We start from the raw sequence: 23438 nt of genomic DNA, 5'->3' as shown, positions 1-23438 counted from the left end.
TTTAAGTTATGTATAAGGGTCACACCCCAACGATCTCCACCCCCTCTTCCAGCACATAACAGAGGTACCCTTCCACCGGCATCTCCGTGATCGCCCGAACCGCCTTGACGTAGAACCCGACCTGTTCGCGGTGTTCGGACTCGTAGCGGCGCGCGCTTTTGTAATCGATGACGACCCAGCGCTCCTCCTGGCGCACCAGCAGGTCGAGGTAGCGCAGCTCCCCCTCATACATCAGCGGCTGCTCCCGGGCGATCTCCCCCTCGACGAGGCGGCGGAAGGTTTCATCGCCCAGCAGGCGCGTCAGCCTTGCGCGTATCGTCTCAAATACGCCGCCGTCGAGCAGTGCCCCGTAGCGGTTGGTGACGGCGGTCATCGCCGCCGCCAGGGCCTCGGGCTCGAAGGCGGCCATCATCTCCAGCGCATAATGCATCGCCAGCCCGAAGGTGACGGCGAAGGGCTCCTCCGCGACGGCCGCCTTTTCGGCGCTAACGACCTCCGTCTGCCGTCCGAGGGCCAGGGGTGTATAGGGGATATCCCTCGGCGCCTCCGGCAGCGCCGGCGCGGCGGCCAGCACCCCCTCCTCGCCCAGCGTCATCGGCGTAAGGCCGAGCCGCTCGAACATCGACTCTTTGGGTTTGCGCACGACATAAAGATTCTCCCGGGCCCGGGTAAAGGCGACATAGAGGGCGTTGAGGGCATCATCATCCGCCAGGGCGGCTTCGCGTTCCAGCGCCGCGGCGTACCCGGGGTCGAACTCGGCCCGTTTGCTCTGGCGCAGATAGAGCGTGCGCAGCTCCACCCCCTCGTAGGCATAGAGGATCGGGGCCGTGTCCGCTTTTTTGCGCCCCAGCCGGTCGAGCACGACGACATAGGGGTACTCCAGCCCCTTCGACTTGTGGACCGTCAGCACCCGCACCCCCTCGCGCTCCTGGGTGACGGCCTTCGTATCGATACGTTCGTGTTCGAACAAAAAGGCCTCCAGGTCACGGAAGCGCTCCAGCACCTCCAGGAAACGGACGATGTTCAGATCCCCGTCAAAAAGCCCGAAACGCACGGTCACCTCCCGTACGGCTTCCGCCGGCGCGTCAAAGGCGCGCGCGGGCCGCGGCAGCGGCTGCACCGCGATGTCGGCCAGGGCGCAGAAGTTTCGGGCATAGATCTCCGCGTCGAAATAGCAGTATTTGAGGTATTCGATCACCGCGCGGACCCGCCGCTGCGCGATCAGCCGCGAGGTCGTCTCTGTCACCACGTCGATCTGCCGGGCGTTGAGCGTCTCCTGGACGGCGCCGCCGTCCTTGTTCGTCGCCGTCAGTACGGCGATCTCCCCGGGAGCGGCCCCGAGGGCCAGCAGCCGTTCGACGATGGCTGTCATCCCCTCCAGCGGCGTTTCGTCCTCGACGATCTCCACGTAGCCCGGGCGCGCCCCCGGCTTGGTGAGCTGATCCTCGTAGCCGTCGATGCGACCGCGGAAGGTGTCGTTGACGAAGGTGACGACGTTCACGCTGCTGCGCCAGTTCGTCCGCAGCGAGTCGACCGTGAGCCCGTACCTGCCGGTCACCGCCCCGAACAGCTCCTTGGTGCCGCCGCGGAAGCGGTAGATGGACTGCTTGACGTCCCCGACGAGGAAGAAGGAGTGGTGTTCGCGCACCCCGCTGCCCGAGACCATTTCCTCCACGAGCGGCTGCAAAATCTCAAACTGCAGGACCGAGGTGTCCTGAAACTCGTCGAGTAGCAGGTGGGAGATGTGGCTGTCAAGGCGGAAATAGAGAAACTCCCGGTCGATGCGCTCGCCCAACAGGTAGTAGACCAGGGCCGTGATGTCGTCGAAGCTGAGCTCATTGTCCTCTTTGGCCACGGTGAGCTTCGCACTCTTATAGAGATCGAGCAGTTCAAAGAGATGGGCGAAGAAGGTCTGCTCTTTGGCCTGCATATACCCCTGAAGCGCCCCCTGCAGCTGCTGTAACAGCACGTCCATCTGGGGATCATGGTGCTTTTTGAAGTCCCAGTACTCCAAAGAGGGCTTCACCGTCCAGGTTTTGCCGATCAGCGCCTCGACGCTCTCCGCCTCCAGCGCTTTGCGCCCCCGGTCGCTCAGCGCCTTGCCCCCAAACAGTGCCACCAGCTGCGCATGCAGCGCCATCGCCCGCGCCTCGTGCGGAGCCATCGCCGCCGCCTCGAACTGCAGATGACGCAGCTGCGGCGCCTTGGCGTAGAGGGCATCGAGGAGGCCGAAGATATCGCTGACCCGTTTCGCGCTGATTTGCGCCATCGCGACGAGGGTATTCTCCTTCCCCTCGATCTCGCAGAGCTTCAGAAAACGCGCCATCACCTTCAGCTCATGCTGCGCCTCGAAGGTGCCGAAGTTCGGCATGATCCCCGCGTGCAGGGCGAATTTCCGCAGAATCCGCGCGAAGAAACTGTCAATCGTCATCACCTTCGTATCGGCGGCCAAGAGCCGTTTCAATACCTCGGGACGCCGCTGCAGGATCGCCGTGTCGTCCGCACCGCAGAGTGCCGCGATCTCTTTCAGTTCATCGCGCTCGTGCAGATGCGTCAACGCCTCGATCAGACGCTCCTGCATCTCGTTGGCCGCCTTGTTCGTAAAGGTCAATGCAACGATCTCGTCGGGGCTCTCCCCCATAAAGAGGAGGCTGAGGTAGCGCACGACAAGGCTGAAGGTCTTCCCGCTGCCCGCACTGGCCATCAGGGCCTGGAAAGGCACAAAACCGCTCACTGCATCTCCCTTTGGCAGAGGTGGGCATAGTCGCAGAAACGGCAGGCGGAAAGCTCCTCGGTCAGGTCGAAACTGAACCGTTTTGTTTCACGCAGTTCCGCCAGGTGCCCGTCCAGCAGTTCGCGCTTGCGGCCGTGCAGCGGGTCGCGCACGATCTCCCCGCTGTTCAGATCATAATAGCCCGCGTAGGCGACCTCGCCCAGCTGCTCGGACAGCAGGGCGTAGAACTCCAGCTGGAAATCCGTCGCGTTTTCGACGGTTTTGACCGTGTAGAGGGGGTACTTCCCGCTTTTATAATCCAGCACCTCCAACCCCTCCGGCCCGTGGTCGATGCGGTCGATCCGTCCTTCAAGCGTCAGTCCGGCGTGTTCCATCGTCAGCTTTGTCTCGCACGCTTTGACCCGCACCTCGGCGAAGCGGTTGATCTCATGTTCAAAGAAAGGGTCCAGTTTTTTGAGCCACAGCTGCTCCAGAAATCGCTCCAGCGGGCTGCCGCCGCTGTGCGCTGCAAGGGCCTGGGCCACGGCGGCCTTGAGCGTTTTCGCATCACGGTACTGCTCCTGTTCCGCATAGACGTCGCGCAGGGCGTTGTGCAGGGCGTTGCCGATCGCGTGCTCCTCGGGCATCTCCCTCGGCAGTTCGTGGGGCGCAATCGCGGCAACGTAGCGGTGATAGAAACGGCGGCGGCACTCCAGGAAGGTTTTCAGCGCCGTCGCGGAGAGCGGCCGGGCGGAAAAATCGTAATCGGCTTCGACTGCCTCGACCGGCAGCGAACGCTTCGGCGTGCGGGAAAAGAGAATCTCCGCCCAGGCATCGTCGGCGTAGCGGCGCTCCGTGTCGATCCCCATCTCTTTGAGAAAGCGGCTCGGCAGGGTCGTCTCGTTGGAGACGTAGCTGATCTCCACCCGTCTGGCGCGGGAGATGAGCTGGTAATAGAACTGTTTCTGCAGCGCTTCGCGCTCCCCCGTCGTCGGAAGCCCCGCCCGTCCCCGCACCAGGGAGTTGATGAAGAGATCCTTGTCGCTTCTGTGGGGCACGTAGGCGTCATTGAAATCGACGATGATCACCCCGTCGAATCGGCAGCCCCTTGTTTCCAGCACACCCATCACGGTCACCTTCCCCCCGCGTACGTCGTCCAGGCTCCTTCCTCGCACCCGGTTGATAAAGAGGTGTAGCAGCGAGCGCAGAGAACTCTCCCCCAGCCTCGGGATCAGCCGCTCGAAATAGAAACGCTCTTCGCGCACGATGGCGCCGACCGCTTCGGATTCGCCCTCAAGCAGCGCCTCGGTCACCTCCGTGAAGCGGTCGCTGTCGCACCCCTCGGCATACAGCGAGATCATAGCGCGGTACCCCTCCCCGAAAAGCCGCTCAAGCCGCATCGTGTTCTCGACGCCGGGGTGTTCGGCAAAGGCCATCAGCGCCTCGCAGCGTCGTACGAAGAGGCTCTGCTGCACCCCTTCGCCCATGGCGAAGTTGAAGTTCCCTTCCGCATCGAAACCCCGCAGCAACGGGACAAACCCCTCGTCCGGCAGCACGACGGCGATCCGTTCCGGTACGATCCCCTCCGAAATCATCTCGTACACTTTCTGCTTGACAAAAGCCGACTGCAAAATCCGCTCGGAGAGCGGCATCGCCTTGATGCTTGCCTCGTGCCGCAGCGGCACCGTCTCCGCGATCGACAGCGAGGCGAGATCGATCTGGTACTGATTTCCCACCGCCGTCTCCACCCCGAGCTCAGCAAGCTTCTGCTGCATTTTCCCGTTATAGGGCGTCGCATCAAAACGCAGCGTCAGCGGCACCAGTCCGGCGATCTCCCGCAGGAGTTGCAGCTCGAAATTCGTCAAATACCCCTCGGCAAGCACCTCCATGGCGCCCTGCGCCTCTACCCACGCGCGGTTCAGCCGGTAGAGTTCCGGCACGAAGATGCGGTCGAGGATCTTGCGCTCGAAGCAGAGCTGCCGGTAGCGCTCGCGCAGCAGCTTCAAGATGGCGATGTGCTCGGCGAAGTCCCCGTAGGTATCTGCGCTGTCGAGGGCGTCGATGTCGACAAGTTCCCCGGAGAGCTCTTCGAAAAAGCGGAAAAGGTAGGCGGCGTTGCGGGTGAAAGTAAAGAAGTTGCGCTCGATTTTGAGTTCGGAGAAGGCGTCGAAGTCCGCGGCTTCAAGCAGCGTCAGGGTCCGGGTGTCAGGGTCGACGTTCCCGAAGCCCTCGACGACGACCGCCCGCGACATCAGTTCGCCCATCGTCATGAAACGCTGCAACAGCGTGTTTTGGGAGCGCAGTTCCAGCAGCTGTTCCCTGATGGCGCGGGATGTCGGCAATACCGTCGTCACAGGCTCCCCTTTTTAAAGAGGAGTATAGCGCTACCGTTCTGAAAAAGGGGAAAAGATGACCCGGTGTCAGTATTCGAAGACGTTGGGGTAGCGGGTATCGGCTTTGAGGTTCAGGTAGCGCTTGTCGTCACCGATATTGACCTGGGCGAGGATATCCCAACGCCCCTCTTTGGGCAGGGTGACCGTCTCGAAGGTGTAGATGCCGCCCTCGACCGTCCCCAGGGCGACGGTCATGTCATACGCATGGGTACCCGGACGGGTCAGACGCAGCGTGACATTCGCGTCATCCACGGGTGTCCCGTCGCGTGTCAGCAGCTTGAACTTGACGACGGCGCCGTCGGCTTTGAATGTCTCCGTCACATAGGTGAGTTCATACTTCTTGTCAAAGGCGATCTTGTTACGGATGATCGCGTTGGCGTCATGTTCAAAGTGGCGGTAGTCCTGCATATCGAGATCGCTCAACTGTACCGGATTGTCGAGCGCTTTCTGCACCGTCCAGTAGCTCAGTCCCACGACACACAGAATGCCTCCGACCACGATCCAAGGCCATTTTCTCCCGGGGTTACTGCTCATCAGTCTGTTTCCTTTTTCTCATCTTATTTCTTATAAAGATTATAAGTGCGTAAAGAATGATGCCATAAAAGACTAAACGCAAAAGATCAAGAAAAATCTTACCTTCGTTTCCTGCGGAAGTACTAAGCTCTACGTTGCGGGTCTCGGCGATCTGGTCTGCGATATCCGCATAGCCGTTGTACATCGCGACGGAGTACTTTTTGACCGTATCCACGCCTTTTGTTTTCTGGCCGAGAATCGGCAGGATCGTCCCGCCGTAGTTGTCCATGATTTCATTGTAATTTTCCCAGCTGCGGGCGAACATCACGGCACTGATCAGCGCATCTGCAAACGTTGCGTTGGGGCTGAGCACCTGCTTGCGGTTGAAATCCTTATATAATGACGACGGCTGTGCGAAAATCTCGACATCTTTGCGCTCTTCAACGAAAGCCAAAACGACAAACGGCTCTTGCAGCTCGTCAGCAAGTATGTTTTTCAGATCGGCAATCGTCTGGTTTTCCTCCAGATCGTGCAACATGACCAGATAGAGCGATACACCGGTTTTTCCATAGAGCTCGTCACCATAGGCTTCAATCTGCTTGGCAAAAAGATCGTTGTGGACGACATCGTCTTTATATAAAAAATTCGCATGGAGACTCAGGGAAGTGATTAGCGTGAGGATGAGGGCCGCCAGCCCTCTTGGAAAGGTCAATTAAGTTTCCTTAACCGACGAAAAGGTGGTTCGGTGTCAGTACCGCCCAAAGGGTAACGGCAGCGCTGACAACCAGCAGCGCCGTAATGATAAAGTTCATATCAATTTTCATTTACCCCTCCTTTTAGTTAACCAAAACGCGTTTCGCCGCGTTATCTTTGTTGATCATCTGGATCGACTTCTCGTTCTCGATTTTGTAGAACTTGTCCGCGTTAGCCTGCTGTGCCCCCAGTGCCATCATCGTAAGATAGACCAGGATACCCAGGAGCAGGACCGTTGCGATGAGCATACCGGTGACGCCGTCAAGCGCGAAAACACCTCTATTTGTATTTTCCATCAATCGCTCCTTATTTACTCAGGCTGGTCACGTATGCACCCAGCGCTTCTTTCTGAATGTCGGTCAGGTTGGTAAAGGCCGGCATTGCACCGATCGCACCCTTCTTACCGTGGTTCAGAACATTGACAACCAGTTCCGGCGTAAATGCTGCAACGCTCGGCGCAACGTAAGGCTGACCCATACCGTCCGCACCGTGACATGCCGCACAAGTTCCGGCAAAGATATCAGCACCGGCGCCTTTCATGCCGTTAGCAACGTATTTGGAAACCGTGTCGATCTCCGCATCCGTGATCAGCGCACCCGTGTTCGCATTGAACAGACCGTTGCGATCCGGCATCGGCATTTCCGTACCGAGCAGCTGGTTGTTGGAACCGTTCTCGATAACGTATTTGACCGTGGTGACTTCAAGACGCTGGTTCAGGTTCGCCGCTTTGCCGTCGATACCGTCTGCCGCGAGACCGTGACACGGAGCACACTGAACGATAAAGACCGAGTTCCCCATCTCAACTTTCGTATCAGCGTCCATGTCAGCGTATTTCGCGTTGAACTCCGCGTCATGCGTTGCCACTTCTTCATTGTATTCACCGATCTGTGAATAGGCGTTGACCGGGTAGCCGGCAACAAAGTACCAAACCGCCCAGATGACCAGGCCGGCGAAGATGATCGCCCAGCCGAACGGCAGTTCGTTTTTATACTCACCGATGCCGTCCCAGTTCTCTTCTGCAAGTTCACCAGAAGCGGTGTCCATCTGCATTTGGCGAACATACTTGGTAACCACAACAACCGCGATGATCGCCGTCGCTGCCGCACCCAGAAGCGCCAGTGCACCCATATAGTCCTTGCCGCCGAGAATGCCCCCGGCCATCTGCCATGTGATTCCCAGCAGGATCACAATGAACAGGGCACCTAAAATATACAGCTTATTCATTTATGCCTCCTCTTTTTTCGTCTCTTCGTTTTCCGAGACGCTTTCTACCGGATTATCGGTAATATCGTCATTGAGCGCCATATCACCATACTTCTCGTAATTGCGACGCCCTTTCTTCTCGCTGCTATAGAGGTGGTAGATGTAGCTATATAGCACCACCACCAAGAACACCGTAAAGAAGAAGTAGGCATACGCCGAAAAGGTGTTGACATCCACGCGCTAGTCCTTACTTCAGGCTGTTCAGATATGCAATCAGAGCAACAATTTCAGGAACCTGGCCGTTGGCGACCATATCTTTGACATCCTGATCTTTCATGTCTGCTGCAATCAGCTTAGCTTCGGCAAGCGCATCGGCTTTCGCACCGTCAAGTGAACCGGCCAGTTTGACCGTTGCCGTACCGCCGTCTGTCATCGGGATCGGCTTGTTATAAGGTACGTTGAACACCTTGTTGACCGTGACCTGCTCCGCATAAGCGGTGTCGATATCCGCCAGGTTTTTGAACATCCAGCGGTACGCCGGCATGATGGAACCCGGAACGATCGCTGCAGGATCTTTCATATGGTTTTCGTGCCAGTCTGTCGTACGGTAGTTACCGACACGCATCAGGTCCGGACCGGTACGTTTGGAACCCCAGAGGAACGGACGGTCATACGCATACTCACCGCTGAGGGAGTAGTGACCGTAGCGGTCAGTCTCGGATTTGAACGGACGAATCAGCTGAGAGTGACATGCATTACAGCTGTTCTTGATATAAACATGGCGGCCTGCCAGTTCCAACGTCGAGTACGGTTTCGTACCGATCGTCGGCTGGGAAGCCTCCGCAAAGTTCGGCAGGTTCTCAATGAGACCCGCAAACGCAATTGTGACAAAAACGGCTACCGCGAAAAAGAACGGATGCTTTTCTAACCAGTGAAACATATTTCCCCTCCTTCTTTCTTACGCTGCCATCGGCGAAGCGCTTTGCAGTTCGCTCTCTTCAACACGGCGGCCGGCAGTCGCAGTTTTGTACATATTCCATGCCCACATGAACATACCGAGGAAGTAGAGTGTACCACCAACAGCACGGATCGTGTAGTACGGGTGCAGGACTGTAACGGTATCGATGAAAGAGTAAGCGAGGTTACCGAACTCATCGTGTGCACGCCACATCATACCCTGCGTAATACCCGCAATCCACATGGAAGTGAAGTACAGGACAACACCCAGTGTCTGGATCCAGAACTGCGTGTTCATCAGAGACTTGGAGTAGATCTCGCGTTTGTAAACACGCGGTGCCATGTGCAGGAGTGCTGCAATGATCATGAAGGAGACCCAACCGAGAACACCGTCGTGTACGTGACCGACGATCCAGTCAGTAAAGTGCGCCAGTGCGTTAACAGATTTGATCGCCTGGATCGGACCTTCGAGCGTAGAGAACATGTAGAACGTAGACGCAAGAACCATGAACTTAATCAGCGGGTTGGTCGCAACCTGGTTCCACTCACCTTTCATCGTAAGCAGCATGTTGATCGCAGAACCCCAAGACGGCAGAATCAGGACGACAGAGAAGACAGAACCCATTGTCTGCATCCAGTCAGGTACCGTAGAGAAGAGCAGGTGGTGACCGCCGGCCCAGAGGTAAACGAACATCAGACCCCAGAATGCGAGCAGGGAGAGCTTATAGGAATAAACCGCCTGACCGGACTCTTTCGGGAGGAAGTAGTAGATCATTGCAACGATAGGAACCGTGAACCCGAAGGCAACGGCGTTGTGACCGTACCACCACTGAACAAGCGCGTCATTCGTACCCGCATACATGGAAACAGAGTGGTACCATGCACCCGCACCGGAGAGCAGCGCCGTCGGAACTTCCATATTGTTGAAGAGGTAAAGCATAGCGATACCGAGGAAAGTTGCGATGTAGTACCAGACAGAGATATACAGTGATTTCTCACGGCGGATACCGATGAGACCGAAGATCTGAATACCGAACAGGACCCAGATAACAACGATCAGAATATCGATCGGCCATTCAAACTCTGCATACTCCTTTGACGTCGTGATCCCCAAAAGCAGTGAACCAACGATCGCAACGACCGCGAGAAGATAGAGGGCGAACTGAAGTTTTGCTGTTACCATCAAGAACTTCGATTCCGCCATAGACACCTTCAGTACACGCTGGCCAACGTAGAACCACGTCGCCATGATACCGCTAACCGTAAACCCGAAAATGACTGCATCTGTATGCAGCGGGCGCAGACGGCTGAAGTTCGTAAACTCAGCGAGCCCTTCCCCGGCAATCAGGTTCACACTCGGAAATGCCAGTTCCCATGCCAAGATGACACCGATCAGCATTCCGACAATACCCAATACAATTGTCATAAACATCCACAATTTGGCAATTGTATAGTCGTACTCCAATGGACGATTTTCCATTACAAGCCTCCTTAGATTTCAAAGCGTAAAAGGTCCCGGACGGGCACCTGCAAAACCAAAAGCACGCTTACGGTTTTGCAGACGCTCCCTTCCCGAGACTATTTGACCCCATCATATTAACAGTGGAAATATTTAATGAATCTTAAATTTTTTAAAATGTGAGAGATATTGACAGTTTGACGAATTTTTTAAGTTTAAATTCATCTTCGTGGGTAAAATCGTATCAAGTTATAGTTTATATAACGATATTCAACCCATTTTTGACATGTTAATAAGGCGAACCGGCAAGATTGCGCTGTTGCTGAGGGGCATTATACCACTTGTCAAACTGGACATAGGCCTTCATCAGCGTCCAGCCCCCGAAGGCGATGACCGTCACGGCGGCGAGCTGGATCATAACACTCCGGAACTTGGTCTGGGAGAAGATGCCGACGACGTAGGCAAAGGAGAAGAGTGTCGGGATCGTAAAGAGCCCGAAGATCGCCATCACCGCCGCGCCGTAGAGTGCCGACTGCGTCGTTGTCGCCGTCACGAGCATCGTATAGACGAGGCCGCAGGGAAAAAGGCCGTTCAAAACGCCCAGAATATAAAAACTCATCGGCGTCGCCGACGTCAGCTGCGCCGTGAAGACCCGCTTGAACCAACTGTAGTTCGTAATCGGCACCTCGATGGAGGTGAGAAACTTGAGCTTTCCGGCAAAGGAGAGTCCCATAAGGATCATCATCACCCCCGCCACGGCATACATAATGGAGCGCGTCAGGGGGCTGACGTCCCAGAACGATCCGAAATAACCGAACAGCGCACCGAAGAGCGTATAGGTCGTAATACGCCCGATATTATAGAGGAAGTGGTAAAAAGCACTCTGGGTTTTGGAGAAGCGGGGTTTGATCTTTGCGGTCGTGTACGTAACGATAAAGCCTCCGCACATGCCGATGCAGTGACCAATGGAGCCCAGCAGGGCGAAGGTGATAATGGCCGTCCACTCTATTGATGTCACTGTCGCTCCCACTGTTTTTACAGAGTATAGCCTCTGAGTGTTAGGCCAGAATTAACTCAGCGCTTCATCAGCGCGAGGAATTCGCCGAAGACGTATTCGCTGTCTTTCGGTCCCGGGCTCGCTTCGGGGTGGTGCTGCACCGAAAAGATCGGAGCGTCGTTGTAACGCAGCCCCTCGATCGTGCTGTCAAAGAGGTTCGTATGCGTGACCGAGGCGATCTCGGTGATGTTTTCGGGCACGTTGTAGTTGTGGTTCTGCGCCGTGATCTCGACCATACCCGTTTTGACGTTCTTCACCGGGTGGTTGCCACCGTGGTGGCCGAACCGGAGCTTGAAGGTGTCGTAGCCGTGGGAGATGGAGAGCAGCTGATGCCCGAGGCAGATGCCGAACATCGGCACTTTTGCCGCAATCAGCTGCTTGATCGTCTCCTGCTCCTTTTTCAGAACCAGCGGATCCCCCGGCCCGTTGGAGAGGAAGACGCCGTCGATCTCTTTGGCCTCGTAGCGCGCGATCAGCGTCTCGGCAGAGGTCGCATTGGGCACGACCTCGACGGCCATCCCCGCCTGGGTCAGCTCGTTGAGGATGTTGCGTTTGACGCCGAAGTCCATCGCGACAATGCGCGCCTGCGTTTCAGGGGCATCGTTATAACGGAAATTGACAGCATCGTAGGTACCGTTCGTATGCTTGTACGCCTCTTTGGTGCTGACCTGCTCGATGTAGTTCACCTCTTCGATGCGCGGGGAGCTCTCCAGCACCTTCTTGAGTTCGGCCTTGTCGCTGATCTCGGTGGAAGCGACCATCATCATCGCCCCCTCCGTGCGCAGCATCTTCGTGAGGTAGCGGGTATCGATGTCGCAGATGCCCATGACGCCGTGACGCTTCAACAGCGCGTCAAGGGACTCCTCGGCGCGGAAGTTGGAGTAGCGCGGCTGGTACTGGCGGACGATAATCCCTTTCGCATGGGCCGCCGTGCTCTCCATATCTTCGGCGTTCGCACCGACGTTGCCGATCTCGGGCATCGTGAAGGTGACGAACTGTCCCGCGTAGGAGGGGTCCGTCGCGATCTCCTGGTACCCGCTCATCGAGGTATTGAAAACGATCTCGCCGACCGCCGTCGTCTCGGCACCGAAACTCATCGCTTCGAAGTAGGTGCCGTTCTCAAGATAGATCCATGCTGTTTTCATGCAAGCCCCCTCCGGGTCAGCTCTTCGCGGTAGAGTTTTTCAAACCGCAGTTCGTACTCATCCGTGCCCGGGATGAGCTGTTTCTGGAACGACTTCATCTTCTCGTTCACCGCACGCTCGATCTCGTCGTTGTCCGCGATAAAGGAGGTGATCGCATCATAGATGATGTTTTTGAGCCTGTTTTCGCTGACGTCGTAGTTCATCAGGTCCTCTTCGTAGATCGCATCGAGGATCTTGTGCGCCAGGTCCGAAAAGCGGTCTTCGTAGGAGAGAATGACACCGTATTCGGGCGCGAGCTTCTTCTTGATCATAAAGAAGAGCTGGCGGTCATCTGCCTGGTAAAAGTCGATCTCGTCCTCGTTGTCGTTGACGATCTCCTTGACGCGCGCTTCGAGGGCTGCTTCCTGCTTTACGCTCTCTTCAAGTATCTTTTTCGCTTCGGCGACAATAGGGTCCATCCCCTGCGTCATTGTCACCAGTCCGCTGCGTGCCAGTTCGATGGCGACGCGGTTGGCGAGATGCGGTATCTGCGCGAGTGTCACTTTCATAGCCCATACCCTTGCGGGCGCCCCGTTTCACAGGAACGTGCACCCAGATTTTTTCGCTATTTTAGCGGGTATTCGATTACAATGAGGTTAGAACGCGCAACGCTCCCGTTACGCCGCATTAACGCGACTATACTATGATGCCCTTTGGATGCGCAGCACCCTGCATGCATAAAGGAGAGTCCATGATTTACAGCCACAAAACCGATGCCACCGAACGCAACCTCACCTCCGCCGAACAGGCTAAACTCAAACGCCTCTGCCGAACAGCGTCGACCGCCTGGATGGTTGACGGCGCCTGCAGACGCCGCTAGTGTTACGCCCCCTTCTGCCTTTTGGGCAACCGGATGACGAACTCTGCGCCGCCGTCCCTGTTTTCGACCGAAATGTGCCCTTTAAGGTTTTTCTCCGTAATGATTTTTGACATATAGAGCCCTATACCCGTTCCCTGCGACTCGAACTTGGTCGTAAAATAGGGATCGAAGATCTTCTCCATAATCTCCTCCGGCACGCCGCCGCCGTTGTCCGCCACAAAAAGCAGGAGATCCCCGCCCTCCTCTTTTCCCGTGATCCTGATCTTTTTCGCCTCGGCCCCGTGCTGCAGGAGCACGTCTTTGGCGTTGCTGACAAGGTTGAGGATCACCTGCTTGAGCTCGTTGGGGTAGAGTTCCGCTTCGATCTGCTCCGGCACATCGACTACCACGTCGATCTTCTTCTGTTCCAACGCGGGGATCACCAGCCCGAGCACCTCATCGACCAGGGTGCGAAGCCGGACCGTTTCGAGCTGTTTGTCTTTTTTGAAGAAGTTGCGGAAGTCGTCGATGGTTTGGGACATGTAGTCCACCTGGCGGTGCACGATATCGATCAGCCTGTCGACCTCCTCGTCGTCGACCTTTCCCAGCTGACGTTTGAGGTCGAGGTTGGCAATGCCTATTCCCATGACGTTGAGCGGCTGGCGCCACTGGTGGGCGATGGATTCGATCATCTCCCCTATGGTCGCCATTTTCGCCTGCTGGATCATCATCCGCTCCTTGTCCCGGTTTTCGCCCACCGCCTCTTCGACCCGCTCATTCAGTGTGGCATTGAGCTCCGTCAGTTCACGGGTACGGCGTCTTACAAGCTCATCGAGACGGATGTACTTATAGCCGAACAGCAGCGCGATCACGGCCAGGACGCCCAGTATCTTCCACAGCAGGGCGTAGTCGAACTGGTGTTTGTAGACCGTCGGTACCCACTGGCGGTAGATCGCCTCGCGCTCCTCGTCCCCGATACTGTCAATGGCGCGCTGCATCAGCGCCTGCAGTTCGGGCCAATCGCTGCGGATACCCATCGCGATCTCGTAGTCGTAGGGCGTCTGTCCGACGATACGCAGGTTGTTCAGCCCCTCCTTCGCGATCACGTAGCTGGCGACGGCCAGCGCATCCACCGCGACATCGGCCCGTCCGAAGGCGACCATCCTTAGCGCATCGGGTAGACTCTTCGTCTGGATCCGCTGGATCTGCGGGAAATCGCGCTTTAAAAAGATATCGGCTGCATCATCCTTCACCACGGCGACACGTTTGCCCTTCAGTACCGTCAGATCCCCAACATACTGAAACGATTCGCCGCCGACGATGACCATCGGCAGGGTCAGGTAGGGGCGGGTAAAGTTCATATAGGCGTGCCGCTCGGGCACGGCCATGATGGCGGCGGCGACATCCAGCTCCCGTGCATTCAACGCCTCGTCAACCTCCTGCCAGCTCCGCTTCGGCTCCGCTTCGATGCGCACCCCCAGTTTTTCCGCGACACGCCGCATAAACCCGTAAGAGACGCCGCCGTACACGCCCTTTCGCGACATGAACTCGATCGGCGGCCACACCGGGTCCACGCCGACACGGAGGATGGGGTGCTGCCCGAGCCACGCCTGTTCCTCTGCCGTAAGCCGCAGCCGCTCCGGGTGATAGACGAAGGCACCGATATCCCGGCTACCCTTAATGTATCCCAGCAGCACATACGCCTGGTAGATCGCTTTGAGGCGCTCGATGCTCAGATCCCCCAGCGGCGTATCGTCTTTCAGGGCGTACGTTTTGAGGGCTTCCCCTTCGAAACGCAGCGCATCAAGGCTCTTATGCTGCATGTTGTATTTCTCGAAAAGCATCTCCGCCGTCTCGTCGATATGGGCGAAGGCGTAGCGCCACCCTTTCAGACTCGCCTCATAAAAGCGTTTGACACGTTCGGGATACTGCTTCAGTTCCGCCTGGGAGGTGAAAAGAATGTCGTTGTAAAAATCAAATCCCGAAACTTTCGGGTCGATCGCAAAGGTCTTGATGCCGCGCTGCGCAAGGACATAGGGCTCATTGGAGGAGTACGCCGCCATCGCATCCGTTTCATTCCGCTCGAGCGACAATGGGTCAAAAGTGTGGTGGATCAGCACGAGGTCCTCTTCCTTCATGCCTGCATTGCGAAGCATCGCCTGGACCGATGCCGCCGTCTGGACATCGCTGGTCATCATGACCCGCTTGCCGCGCAGGTCCTTGATCGTACGGATGCCCGAATCCTCCCGCACCAGAAGCATCATCGGCGAACTTTGGAAAATGGCCGCCATCGCCACAAGCGGTGCACCGCTCTCGTAATTGACCAGGAGCGATGTCCTTCCCGTCCCATACTGCGCCCGGCCGCTCAGAACCTCCTGCTCCACGTCCGTTTCCGGTTTCATGACGCGGATCTCGACGTCGAGGCCGGCGTCGGTATAAAACCCTTTTTCCTTGGCAACATAGTAGCCGGCAAACTGGAACTGGGGCAGCCACTGCAGCTGCAGCACGATGTGCTCATGACGCGCTTCATGCGCCCTCAGCGCCAGCGACAAGAACAGTAATACCAGCAAAACCGCATGAAGGCGCATGCATTACCCTTTTTTCAACAATTTTAACAGGTCAATGTTTAGAATAGTGTATGACCGTTTGTGATTTTGTTTCAAAACGCGTCTTTTAGGTGAAAAAGCTGGCCGTCATATCTCATCCGCTTTTATGCTCCCCTGCGATAAAATAAGCAGAAAAAAAGCAGATCATGTCCGTAAAAAACGCCATTTTAGAAACCATCAAACGGCGGCCGCTTATCATTGACGGCGCCATGGGTACGCAGCTGCAACAGCGCCATGAGCAGATCCCCGAAGCGGCATGGGAAGGCAATGAGGGGTGCAACGAACTGCTCAACGTCACCGCTCCCGAGATCATGCGCGACATCTTCCACGCCTACCTGAACGCCGGTGCCGACATGATCACCACCAACACCTTCGGCGCCTTCTCATGGGTCCTGGACGAGTACGGCATCGGGCACCGCGCCTATGAGCTCTCCAAGGCCGGGGCGCAGCGCGTCAAAGAGGTGTGCGACACCTTCAGCACCCCGGAGCACCCGCGCTATGTGCTGGGTTCCATCGGTCCGGGCACGAAACTCCCCTCGCTGGGACACATCCACTACGACGAGATGCTTGAAGGCTACACTGAGTGTGCCCAGGGGCTCATTGACGGCGGCTGCGACGTGTTCCTGCTCGAGACCTGCCAGGATCCGCTGCAGATCAAGGCGGCCCTGCACGCCTGCGAGGCGGCCAACGCGTCGCGCGGCACCGACCTCCCCGTCATGGTCTCGGGGACGATCGAACTGGCGGGCACGATGCTCATCGGGACCGACGCCCAGACCCTCGCCGTCATTATGGAGCCCTTCGACATCCTCTCGCTGGGCTTCAACTGCGGCACCGGCCCGGAACAGTACACCAAGCACGTCAAGGCGCTCAGCGACGTCTGGGGCAAGCCCATCTCCATCCACGCCAATGCGGGGCTCCCGCAGAACCGCGGCGGCTACACCTACTACCCGATGGGGCCCGACGAGTTCGCCGACCGTCAGGAGAGCTTCCTCTCTTATGACGGCGTCAGTTTCCTCGGTGGCTGCTGCGGGACGACGCCGCAGCATATCAAAGCGCTCTGTGAGCGGGTGCACGCCACTGCACCCAAGGCGCCCTCCGGTTCCCAGCCGACCTCGCTCGCCTCGCTCTTCAACGCCGTTCCGCTGATGCAGGAGCCCGCCCCGCTGCTGGTTGGCGAACGCTCCAACGCCACCGGCTCCAAAGCGTTCCGGGAACTCCTCCTCGATGAGGACTATGAAGGGACGCTCAGCGTCGGTCAGCAGCAGGTACGGGCCGGGGCCCACGTCCTCGACGTTTCCGTCGGTTTCGCCGGCCGCGACGAAACAAAGGACATGAACAAGGTGATGGGCCTCTACGCCCAGAAGATCCCGCTGCCGCTGATGCCCGACTCCACCCAGACCCCGGCACTCGAAGAAGCGCTCAAGCTGATCGGTGGCAAGCCGATCATCAACTCCGTCAACCTCGAAGACGGGATCGAGAAGTTTGATACCGTCTGTTCGCTGGCGAAAAAATACGGGGCTGCCCTCGTCTGTCTGACGATCGACGAAGAGGGGATGGCCAAAACGGTCGAGCGCAAACTCGAGGTCGCCGAACGTATCTACACCCTGGCTACCGAGAAGCACGGGCTCAACCCCGAGGACCTCGTCTTCGACGTTCTTACCTTTACCGTGGGCAGTGGGGACGAAGAGTACCGCGATGCGGCCGTCCAGACGATCGAGGCGATCCGCGAACTCCGCACCCGCCATCCGGAGGTCGGGGCGATCCTGGGGCTTTCGAATATCTCGTTCGGCCTGGACAAGGACGCCCGACCCTACCTTAACTCCGTTTTCCTGCACCACTGTATCGAAGCGGGGCTCACCTCCGTCATCATCAACGTCAAGCACATCATCCCGATGGCGAAGATCAGTGACGAGGACCTCGAAGCGTGCGAGAACCTCCTCTTCGACAAGAAACCGGAGGGACAGTCACTGTTCGATTTCATCGACCATTTCGGCAACAGAGAGGCCGTCGACAGTGCCGCGGAGGATGAAGCCTACAACGCACTCTCGACCGAAGAGAAGATCGCGAAGCTCCTGCTCGACGGTGACAAGGAGCGGATGATCCCTCTTGTCGAGGAGGCAAGGAGCGAAATCGCCCCGGAAAAGATCGTCAACGAAATTCTCATTGACGCCATGAAAGTCGTCGGCGAGCTCTTCGGTTCGGGACAGATGCAGCTCCCCTTCGTGCTGCAGAGCGCCGAAACGATGAAAACTGCCGTCGACCACCTCAACCCCTACCTGCCAAAAGTCGACAAGGCCGTCGACACAACCCTCGTGCTGGGTACCGTCAAAGGGGACGTACACGACGTCGGCAAGAACCTCGTCGACATCATCCTCACCAACAACGGCTACAAGGTGATCAACCTCGGGATCAAGGTCGAACTGGACAACTTCGTCAAAACCCTACAAGAGAGCAGTGCCAGTGCCATCGGCATGAGCGGCCTGCTCGTCAAATCGACCCAGGTGATGAAAGAGAACCTCGAGGCGCTGAAAGCGGCGGGGATCACCGTTCCCATTCTGCTGGGCGGTGCGGCGCTCACACGCAGTTTTATCGAGGATTTCTGCCGCCCCAGCTACGACGGCCCGATCTTCTACTGCAAAGACGCTTTTGACGGCGTCACGGCGATGAGCCGCATCGAAGCGGGCAACCTGGACACCGACCTCCACCCGAATGCCCCGGAAGTCGCCGAGCAGGCCGAGAAGAAAGAGGTCGTCATCCCGCCGTTTAAGGAGCTGAAAATGCCCTCGCGGGACGTCCGCGTACCGACACCGCCCTTCTGGGGGCGGCGTGAGCTGAAGCTGACCGAAGCGCAGAAGGCGATGGCATTCGAGTGGATCAACCACAAGATCCTCTTCAAACAGCGCTGGGGATACAGTTCAAAGGGCATGAAGAAAGATGCCTACGAGAAACAGCTCGACGAGCTTGTCTGGCCGGCTTACGAAAAGCTCAAGGCGCTCTTCCTGGACGAAGGCCTCTTTGAACCGACCATCCTCTATGGCTACTGGCCGGCCCGTTCCGATGACAACACCCTGCTTGTTTTCCCGGAAACGGAGGGGTGGCACCGCGATGCTGACGCCAGTCGCGAACCGCTGGAACAGATCATCGGTGATGCCGAATGCGCCTTTACCTTCCCACGCCAGCGCAAACAGCCCCACCGCGCACTCAGCGACTTCTTCCGCCATGACCGCCATGACGTCGTGGCACTCTCCTGCGTCAGCGCCGGCAGCCGTCTGAGTACCTATGAAAAAGAGCTCTATGATGCGGGGAAATACAATGAATACTACCAGGTACATGGTCTGGGGGTGGAGCTGGCCGAGGCCCTTGCCGAGATTGCCCACAAGCAGATCCGGCTCGATCTCAATATCGCCGACAATGAAGGGCCGACCCTCGCCGATGTCCGCATGAACCGCTACCAGGGAGCGCGCTACAGCTTCGGCTACCCCGCCTGCCCGGACCTGGAGCTCAACCGCCCGCTCTTCGACCTGCTGAAACCGGAGGAGTTCGGGATTGAACTGAGCGAAACCTACCAGATCCATCCGGAGCAGTCGACGTCAGCCATCGTCATCCACCACAAGGAAGCGACATACTATAACGTGTAGTGTGGCTATGAGGTTTCTGTAACCCTCTGCCGCCTGTTACTTCAGGGTCAGAGTGTATCCGTACTTCGACGGTTCGATGCCATAGTCGGCACGCTTCTCCAACTCGATCACGATACGGTAATAACCCGGATGCATGCCCATTCGGATCTCTTTGAACGGCGCGACATTGACCTCGCGCTTGCGTGTCGGGAAGTCGACATTCGCCTCAAAATCGAGAATAATGCGCGTCGGCTTACGGATGACAAAATGCTTTGCGAGCTTGTCACGGCTTTCAATGCGTACTTTCCCCTCCGAGAAGAGAAATCGGGCCTGCTGAAAATTCACGGTCTGTGTCGCCAAGGAGTGCGTTTCTTTCACAGGCAGCTCTTTAACAACTGTCTCTTTGACCGGTATTTCTTTTATTTCCGCCGGGAGCGGTTCCGGCGATGAAGATGACGGCAGAAAGGGGTTGTCCCTTGCACTCAGCAGGGTCGCAGCGGTGATTGTCAACAGGATCAGGAAAAATTTCACGCATTTACTCCGATGGTTCAAGCTCTTTGAGTTCGAAATACTCTTTTTGCAGTGTGGCATTTTCTTGCTTCAATCTTGCAATTTCACTGGCAAGATGCCCTTCGTAGTTCTCCAGCTGGAGCAGGACCTCCAGCGAGGCGTTTCCGAAAAGAAGGTTACTGAGGTAAAACGCGCCGATGACGACACCCGCCAGCGCCATCAGAAAATGCTTGGTTTTGAATCCGAGGTAGTGTTCGATGATGTCAGGTGCGGATGAGGCGACATCCTTCTCATCTGTTGGGGTGTCTGTGGAGTGCATAGATAGGCAGTGCCGCAGGAGTGCGGCGCAGGGTTAGCTGAAGAGTACGGCGCCGAGGTATTCGCCGTAAACAAGCTCGTTCTCGATCTCGAGCAGGCGGTTGTACTTGGCCGTACGCTCGCCGCGTGCCGTGGAACCGGTTTTGATCTCCCCGCAGTTGAGCGCGACCGCGAAATCGGCAATGAAAGCATCTTCGCTTTCGCCGGAACGGTGGCTCATGACGCACTTGTAGCCGTTGCGCTGCGCCAGGCGAACCGTCAGCATCGTCTCGGAGACGGAACCGATCTGGTTCGGCTTGATCAGGATCGCGTTTCCGACGCCCTGTTCGATTCCCTGGGCGAGAATGTTCGCGTTGGTAACGAAGAGATCGTCGCCGACGAGCTGAACCTTGTCGCCGAGTTTGTCTGTCAGGACTTTCCAGCCCGCCCAGTCATCTTCGCTCAGGCCGTCCTCGATGGAAACGATCGGGTATTTGCTGCAGAGGTCCTCGTAGTAGGCGACCAGCTCTTCGGAGGTGACGGTGCGGTTCTCGGATTCGAGACGGTAACCGCCCTCGACGACCAGCTCGGAGCTTGCAACGTCCAGGGCAATCGCGATCTCTTCACCCGCTTTGTAGCCCGCTTTCTCGATCGCCTGCATGATGACCTGGATCGGTTCCTCGTTGGAAGAGAGGTCTGGGGCAAACCCGCCCTCGTCACCGAGCGCCGTGTTGTGGTTGGCGTCTTTGAGGATCTTTTTGAGGTTGTGATAAACCTCGGCCGACGCGCGCAGCGCCTCGGCGAAATCTTCAAAGCCGACCGGCATGATCATGTACTCCTGGAAGTCCACGGAGTTGTCGGCGTGGGAACCGCCGTTGATAATGTTGAGCATCGGGACCGGCATCACCATCGCGTTGGCGCCGCCGAGGTAGCGGTACAGCGGCATGCCGAGGCTGTCCGCCGCGGCGCGTGCAACGGCCATGGAGACACCCAGGACCGCATTCGCACCGAGATTGGAGTAGTTCTCCGTCCCGTCAAGCGCTTTCATTTCGGCATCGATCATCGCCTGGTTGAAAGGGCTCAGTCCGATAATGGCATCGGCAATCTGGGTGTTGACGTTCTCAACCGCAGTCAGTACCCCTTTGCCCATGTAGCGGTCGCCGCCGTCGCGCAGTTCCAGCGCTTCGCGTTTCCCCGTACTGGCACCGCTCGGGACGATCGCGCTTGCTACCGTTCCGTCGCTCAGCTCTACTGTTGCTTTGACTGTCGGATTCCCGCGTGAATCCATCACCTCCATTGCCGTCACATTATCGATATAAATCATTCATCAACCTCATTCATTTCTGATTCATCCATCTGCATGATATTGCTCATGCCCATGGCATTACGTATCTTGTTCTCGATTTCAACAGCGAGCGCCGGTTCCTCTTTAAACTTTTGCTTGACGTTTTCACGCCCCTGACCCAGTTTGACATCTTCGTAGCTGAACCACGCTCCGCTCTTATCAATTATATCAAGTTTTACCCCATAATCCACCAATTCGCCCTCTTTGGAGATCCCCTCTCCGAACATGATGTCGAACTCCGCCTGGCGGAACGGCGGGGCCACTTTGTTCTTGATGACCTTCGCCTTGACCCGGTTCCCGATCTGGCTTTCGCCCTGCTTCAGCGTCGCGATTTTCCGGACGTCGATGCGCACGGAGGCGTAGAATTTAAGCGCGTTCCCCCCCGTCGTCGTTTCCGGCGAACCGTACCCCATCGTGCCGATCTTCATCCGGATCTGGTTGATGAAGATGATCGTCGTGTTCATCTTGTGCAGTACCCCGGTAATCTTCCGCAGCGCCTTGGACATCAGACGCGCCTGGACACCGACCTGCTGGTCGTTCATCTCCCCCTCGATCTCCACCTTCGGGGTCAGTGCCGCGACGGAGTCGACCACGATCAGGTCGACTGCCCCCGAACGTGCCAGGGTTTCGACGATGTCGAGAGCCTGTTCACCATAGTCGGGCTGGGAAACAAGCAGGTTCTCCACGTCGACGCCAAGGTTTTTCGCATACCCGATATCCAGCGCGTGTTCGGCGTCGATGAAGGCGCACACACCCCCTTTTTTCTGGGCCTCGGACGTGATCTGCAGGGCCAGGGTCGTTTTCCCCGAACTCTCCGGTCCGTAGATCTCGATGACGCGCCCTTCCGGCACCCCGTTGATCCCCAGGGCCAGGTCCAGACCGATGGAGCCGGTGCTGATGGAACTGATCGGCTCGATCTCCTTGTCTCCCAGACGCATCAGCGTCCCCTTGCCGAATGCCTTGTCAATCTGCTTCAGCGCCAGTTCGAGTGATTTTTGCTTATTCGCGTCCATGTGCATAGAGCCTTTTGGTGGTTTTGGAACATTTTATTGCAAAATGAAATTTATCAAAAACAATATGTCATACAGCCATATTTTCATAGCCGATTCGTTCCGGCATTTTAGCGCGCATTGGCTAAAATGGGCGTAATGAAACGCGAGGGTCTTTAATGAAAAAAATGCTGATTGCCCACTCCCCGGATGCCGACGACATCTTTATGTACTATGCCGTCAAATTCGGATGGGTCACCCAGCCCGACGTTGCCTTCGACAATATCCCTCTCGATATCGAAACCCTCAATGTCGAAGCGCTTGCAGGGACCTACGATATCACCGCCATCAGCTTCGCTCTTTACCCGCATATCCGCGACGAATATGCCCTGCTGCGCACCGCCGTCAGCTTCGGCGAGGGGTACGGTCCCAAGCTGATCAAACGCAAAGGCGAAAAACTGAAACGCCGTTTCAAAGTCGCGCTTAGCGGCCGCTACACGACCAACGCGATGCTCTTCCGCATCGCCTACCCCGATGCGCGCATCGTCTACATGAACTTCCTCGAGATCGAGGAGGCTGTCAAGAACGGCACCGTCGACGCCGGCGTCCTGATCCATGAAAGCATCCTCACCTTCGACGACACCCTCGAGGTCGAACGCGAACTGTGGGACGTCTGGCAGGAACTGGCCGGGCCCGACCTTCCGCTGCCGCTGGGCGGCATGGCGATCAGACGCTCCCTGCCGCTCACCGCAGCCATCGCCTATGAACAGACGCTCACCGACGCCGTCCGCGTCGCCCGCGAACGCAAAGCGGAGCTGTGCGAACTGCTGCTGGAAAACAAGCTCGTGCGCATCGACGCCCCGACGCTGGACCGCTACCTGGAGCTCTATGCCAACGACGAGTCCGTCGAACTGAGCGACCTGCAGTACAAAGCGATCGACAAACTCTATGAACTCGGTTTCGAACACGGTTTTTACGACGCGCCCATCCGTGCCGAGGAGTATACGATCCCCCGCGAGTACTTGGACTACCGCCACAGCTGA

General features: G+C 57.2%; 20 protein-coding genes. 3 read left to right on the top strand and 17 right to left on the bottom strand.

All coding sequences use genetic code 11. From position 1 onward, the window contains the following. Positions 1-19: 19 nt before the first annotated feature. The 12 genes from ACM66T_RS00950 to ACM66T_RS00895 all read right to left on the bottom strand — a co-directional run bounded on the left by ACM66T_RS00950 (position 20) and on the right by ACM66T_RS00895 (position 12741). Positions 20-2734 carry a RecB-like helicase gene (locus tag ACM66T_RS00950; protein ID WP_231019734.1) on the bottom strand — a complete coding sequence of 905 codons (2715 nt, stop codon included), beginning with the start codon at positions 2732-2734 and terminating at the stop codon, positions 20-22. Beyond that, a complete protein-coding gene (locus ACM66T_RS00945) occupies positions 2731-5067 on the bottom strand; it encodes a PD-(D/E)XK nuclease family protein (protein WP_416768685.1) in 2337 nt (778 codons plus the stop codon). The genes ACM66T_RS00950 and ACM66T_RS00945 overlap by 4 nt, the downstream gene beginning before the upstream one ends. Positions 5068-5133: 66 nt before the next feature. Continuing rightward, a complete protein-coding gene (locus ACM66T_RS00940) occupies positions 5134-5640 on the bottom strand; it encodes a FixH family protein (protein WP_231019730.1) in 507 nt (168 codons plus the stop codon). After that, positions 5630-6331 carry a 3-dehydroquinate dehydratase gene (locus ACM66T_RS00935; protein ID WP_231019727.1) on the bottom strand — a complete coding sequence of 234 codons (702 nt, stop codon included), beginning with the start codon at positions 6329-6331 and terminating at the stop codon, positions 5630-5632. Before ACM66T_RS00935 ends, ACM66T_RS00940 begins: the two co-directional genes overlap by 11 nt. 124 nt (positions 6332-6455) lie before the next feature. Next, entirely contained in the window at positions 6456-6668 is a 213-nt protein-coding gene (locus ACM66T_RS00930) for a DUF4006 family protein (RefSeq protein WP_231019726.1), read from the bottom strand. A gap of 10 nt (positions 6669-6678) precedes the next feature. Then, on the bottom strand, positions 6679-7596 hold the full coding sequence (locus ACM66T_RS00925) for a c-type cytochrome (RefSeq protein ID WP_416768684.1): 918 nt from the start codon (positions 7594-7596) through the stop codon (positions 6679-6681). Further along, positions 7597-7812: a cytochrome c oxidase, cbb3-type, CcoQ subunit gene (locus ACM66T_RS00920; protein ID WP_231019724.1), complete on the bottom strand. Its 216-nt coding sequence runs from the start codon at positions 7810-7812 to the stop codon at positions 7597-7599. Between the two features lie 10 nt (positions 7813-7822). Then, the gene (ccoO, locus tag ACM66T_RS00915; RefSeq protein ID WP_231019723.1) at positions 7823-8515 is read right to left on the bottom strand and encodes a cytochrome-c oxidase, cbb3-type subunit II; all 693 of its coding nucleotides are present in this window, start codon (positions 8513-8515) and stop codon (positions 7823-7825) included. An 18-nt stretch (positions 8516-8533) separates the two neighbouring features. Then, on the bottom strand, positions 8534-10012 hold the full coding sequence (gene ccoN / locus ACM66T_RS00910; protein WP_231019722.1) for a cytochrome-c oxidase, cbb3-type subunit I: 1479 nt from the start codon (positions 10010-10012) through the stop codon (positions 8534-8536). Positions 10013-10280: 268 nt separating this feature from the next. Next, complete coding sequence (locus ACM66T_RS00905) at positions 10281-11009, bottom strand: sulfite exporter TauE/SafE family protein (protein WP_416768683.1); 729 nt, start codon at positions 11007-11009, stop codon at positions 10281-10283. Between the two features lie 56 nt (positions 11010-11065). Continuing rightward, a complete protein-coding gene (gene carA, locus ACM66T_RS00900) occupies positions 11066-12193 on the bottom strand; it encodes a glutamine-hydrolyzing carbamoyl-phosphate synthase small subunit (protein WP_231019720.1) in 1128 nt (375 codons plus the stop codon). Next, positions 12190-12741 carry a DUF507 family protein gene (locus ACM66T_RS00895; protein WP_231019719.1) on the bottom strand — a complete coding sequence of 184 codons (552 nt, stop codon included), beginning with the start codon at positions 12739-12741 and terminating at the stop codon, positions 12190-12192. Before ACM66T_RS00895 ends, carA begins: the two co-directional genes overlap by 4 nt. Positions 12742-12923: 182 nt before the next feature. Between ACM66T_RS00895 and ACM66T_RS00890 the strand changes: the two genes are divergently transcribed. Beyond that, positions 12924-13052, top strand: coding sequence for a hypothetical protein (locus ACM66T_RS00890; protein WP_255707372.1), 129 nt, complete (start codon positions 12924-12926; stop codon positions 13050-13052). Between the two features lie 2 nt (positions 13053-13054). Here the strand turns inward: ACM66T_RS00890 and ACM66T_RS00885 are convergent, their stop codons facing one another. Further along, on the bottom strand, positions 13055-15619 hold the full coding sequence (locus tag ACM66T_RS00885) for an ABC transporter substrate-binding protein (protein WP_231019718.1): 2565 nt from the start codon (positions 15617-15619) through the stop codon (positions 13055-13057). A 164-nt stretch (positions 15620-15783) separates the two neighbouring features. Here ACM66T_RS00885 and metH point away from each other — a divergent pair, with 164 nt between their 5' ends. After that, positions 15784-19275, top strand: a complete 3492-nt coding sequence (metH, locus tag ACM66T_RS00880) for a methionine synthase (RefSeq protein WP_231019717.1) — start codon at positions 15784-15786, stop codon at positions 19273-19275. A gap of 36 nt (positions 19276-19311) precedes the next feature. Here the strand turns inward: metH and ACM66T_RS00875 are convergent, their stop codons facing one another. From ACM66T_RS00875 to recA, 4 genes are read right to left on the bottom strand one after another with little or no spacing between them, the layout of a single operon-like run. Then, positions 19312-19785: an AMIN domain-containing protein gene (locus ACM66T_RS00875; RefSeq protein ID WP_231019716.1), complete on the bottom strand. Its 474-nt coding sequence runs from the start codon at positions 19783-19785 to the stop codon at positions 19312-19314. A gap of 4 nt (positions 19786-19789) precedes the next feature. Then, a complete protein-coding gene (locus tag ACM66T_RS00870) occupies positions 19790-20083 on the bottom strand; it encodes a hypothetical protein (RefSeq protein ID WP_416768682.1) in 294 nt (97 codons plus the stop codon). Between the two features lie 33 nt (positions 20084-20116). Beyond that, entirely contained in the window at positions 20117-21385 is a 1269-nt protein-coding gene (eno, locus tag ACM66T_RS00865; protein ID WP_416768681.1) for a phosphopyruvate hydratase, read from the bottom strand. Then, positions 21382-22425 carry a recombinase RecA gene (gene recA / locus ACM66T_RS00860; RefSeq protein WP_283949354.1) on the bottom strand — a complete coding sequence of 348 codons (1044 nt, stop codon included), beginning with the start codon at positions 22423-22425 and terminating at the stop codon, positions 21382-21384. Before recA ends, eno begins: the two co-directional genes overlap by 4 nt. A gap of 149 nt (positions 22426-22574) precedes the next feature. Here recA and ACM66T_RS00855 point away from each other — a divergent pair, with 149 nt between their 5' ends. Continuing rightward, complete coding sequence (locus ACM66T_RS00855) at positions 22575-23438, top strand: menaquinone biosynthesis family protein (RefSeq protein WP_231019711.1); 864 nt, start codon at positions 22575-22577, stop codon at positions 23436-23438.

Origin of the sequence: Sulfurimonas sp. ST-25, from assembly GCF_048079205.1 — a bacterium.
In the GTDB taxonomy this organism is placed as follows: Bacteria; Campylobacterota; Campylobacteria; order Campylobacterales; family Sulfurimonadaceae; genus Thiomicrolovo; species Thiomicrolovo sulfuroxydans.
This window is presented reverse-complemented; position numbering and strand designations above follow the sequence as displayed.

Bases quoted from the DNA above. Each gene is read 5' to 3' on its own strand.
- carA (WP_231019720.1), bottom strand. From the start codon at position 12,193: ATGAAAACAGCATGGATCTATCTTGAGAACGGCACCTACTTCGAAGCG.
- metH (WP_231019717.1), top strand. From the start codon at position 15,784: ATGTCCGTAAAAAACGCCATTTTAGAAACCATCAAACGGCGGCCGCTT.
- recA (WP_283949354.1), bottom strand. From the start codon at position 22,425: ATGCACATGGACGCGAATAAGCAAAAATCACTCGAACTGGCGCTGAAG.
- ACM66T_RS00890 (WP_255707372.1), top strand. From the start codon at position 12,924: ATGATTTACAGCCACAAAACCGATGCCACCGAACGCAACCTCACCTCC.
- ACM66T_RS00940 (WP_231019730.1), bottom strand. From the start codon at position 5,640: ATGAGCAGTAACCCCGGGAGAAAATGGCCTTGGATCGTGGTCGGAGGC.
- ccoN (WP_231019722.1), bottom strand. From the start codon at position 10,012: ATGGAAAATCGTCCATTGGAGTACGACTATACAATTGCCAAATTGTGG.
- eno (WP_416768681.1), bottom strand. From the start codon at position 21,385: ATGATTTATATCGATAATGTGACGGCAATGGAGGTGATGGATTCACGC.
- ACM66T_RS00855 (WP_231019711.1), top strand. From the start codon at position 22,575: ATGAAAAAAATGCTGATTGCCCACTCCCCGGATGCCGACGACATCTTT.
- ACM66T_RS00885 (WP_231019718.1), bottom strand. From the start codon at position 15,619: ATGCGCCTTCATGCGGTTTTGCTGGTATTACTGTTCTTGTCGCTGGCG.
- ACM66T_RS00895 (WP_231019719.1), bottom strand. From the start codon at position 12,741: ATGAAAGTGACACTCGCGCAGATACCGCATCTCGCCAACCGCGTCGCC.
- ccoO (WP_231019723.1), bottom strand. From the start codon at position 8,515: ATGTTTCACTGGTTAGAAAAGCATCCGTTCTTTTTCGCGGTAGCCGTT.
- ACM66T_RS00870 (WP_416768682.1), bottom strand. From the start codon at position 20,083: ATGCACTCCACAGACACCCCAACAGATGAGAAGGATGTCGCCTCATCC.
- ACM66T_RS00925 (WP_416768684.1), bottom strand. From the start codon at position 7,596: ATGAATAAGCTGTATATTTTAGGTGCCCTGTTCATTGTGATCCTGCTG.
- ACM66T_RS00930 (WP_231019726.1), bottom strand. From the start codon at position 6,668: ATGGAAAATACAAATAGAGGTGTTTTCGCGCTTGACGGCGTCACCGGT.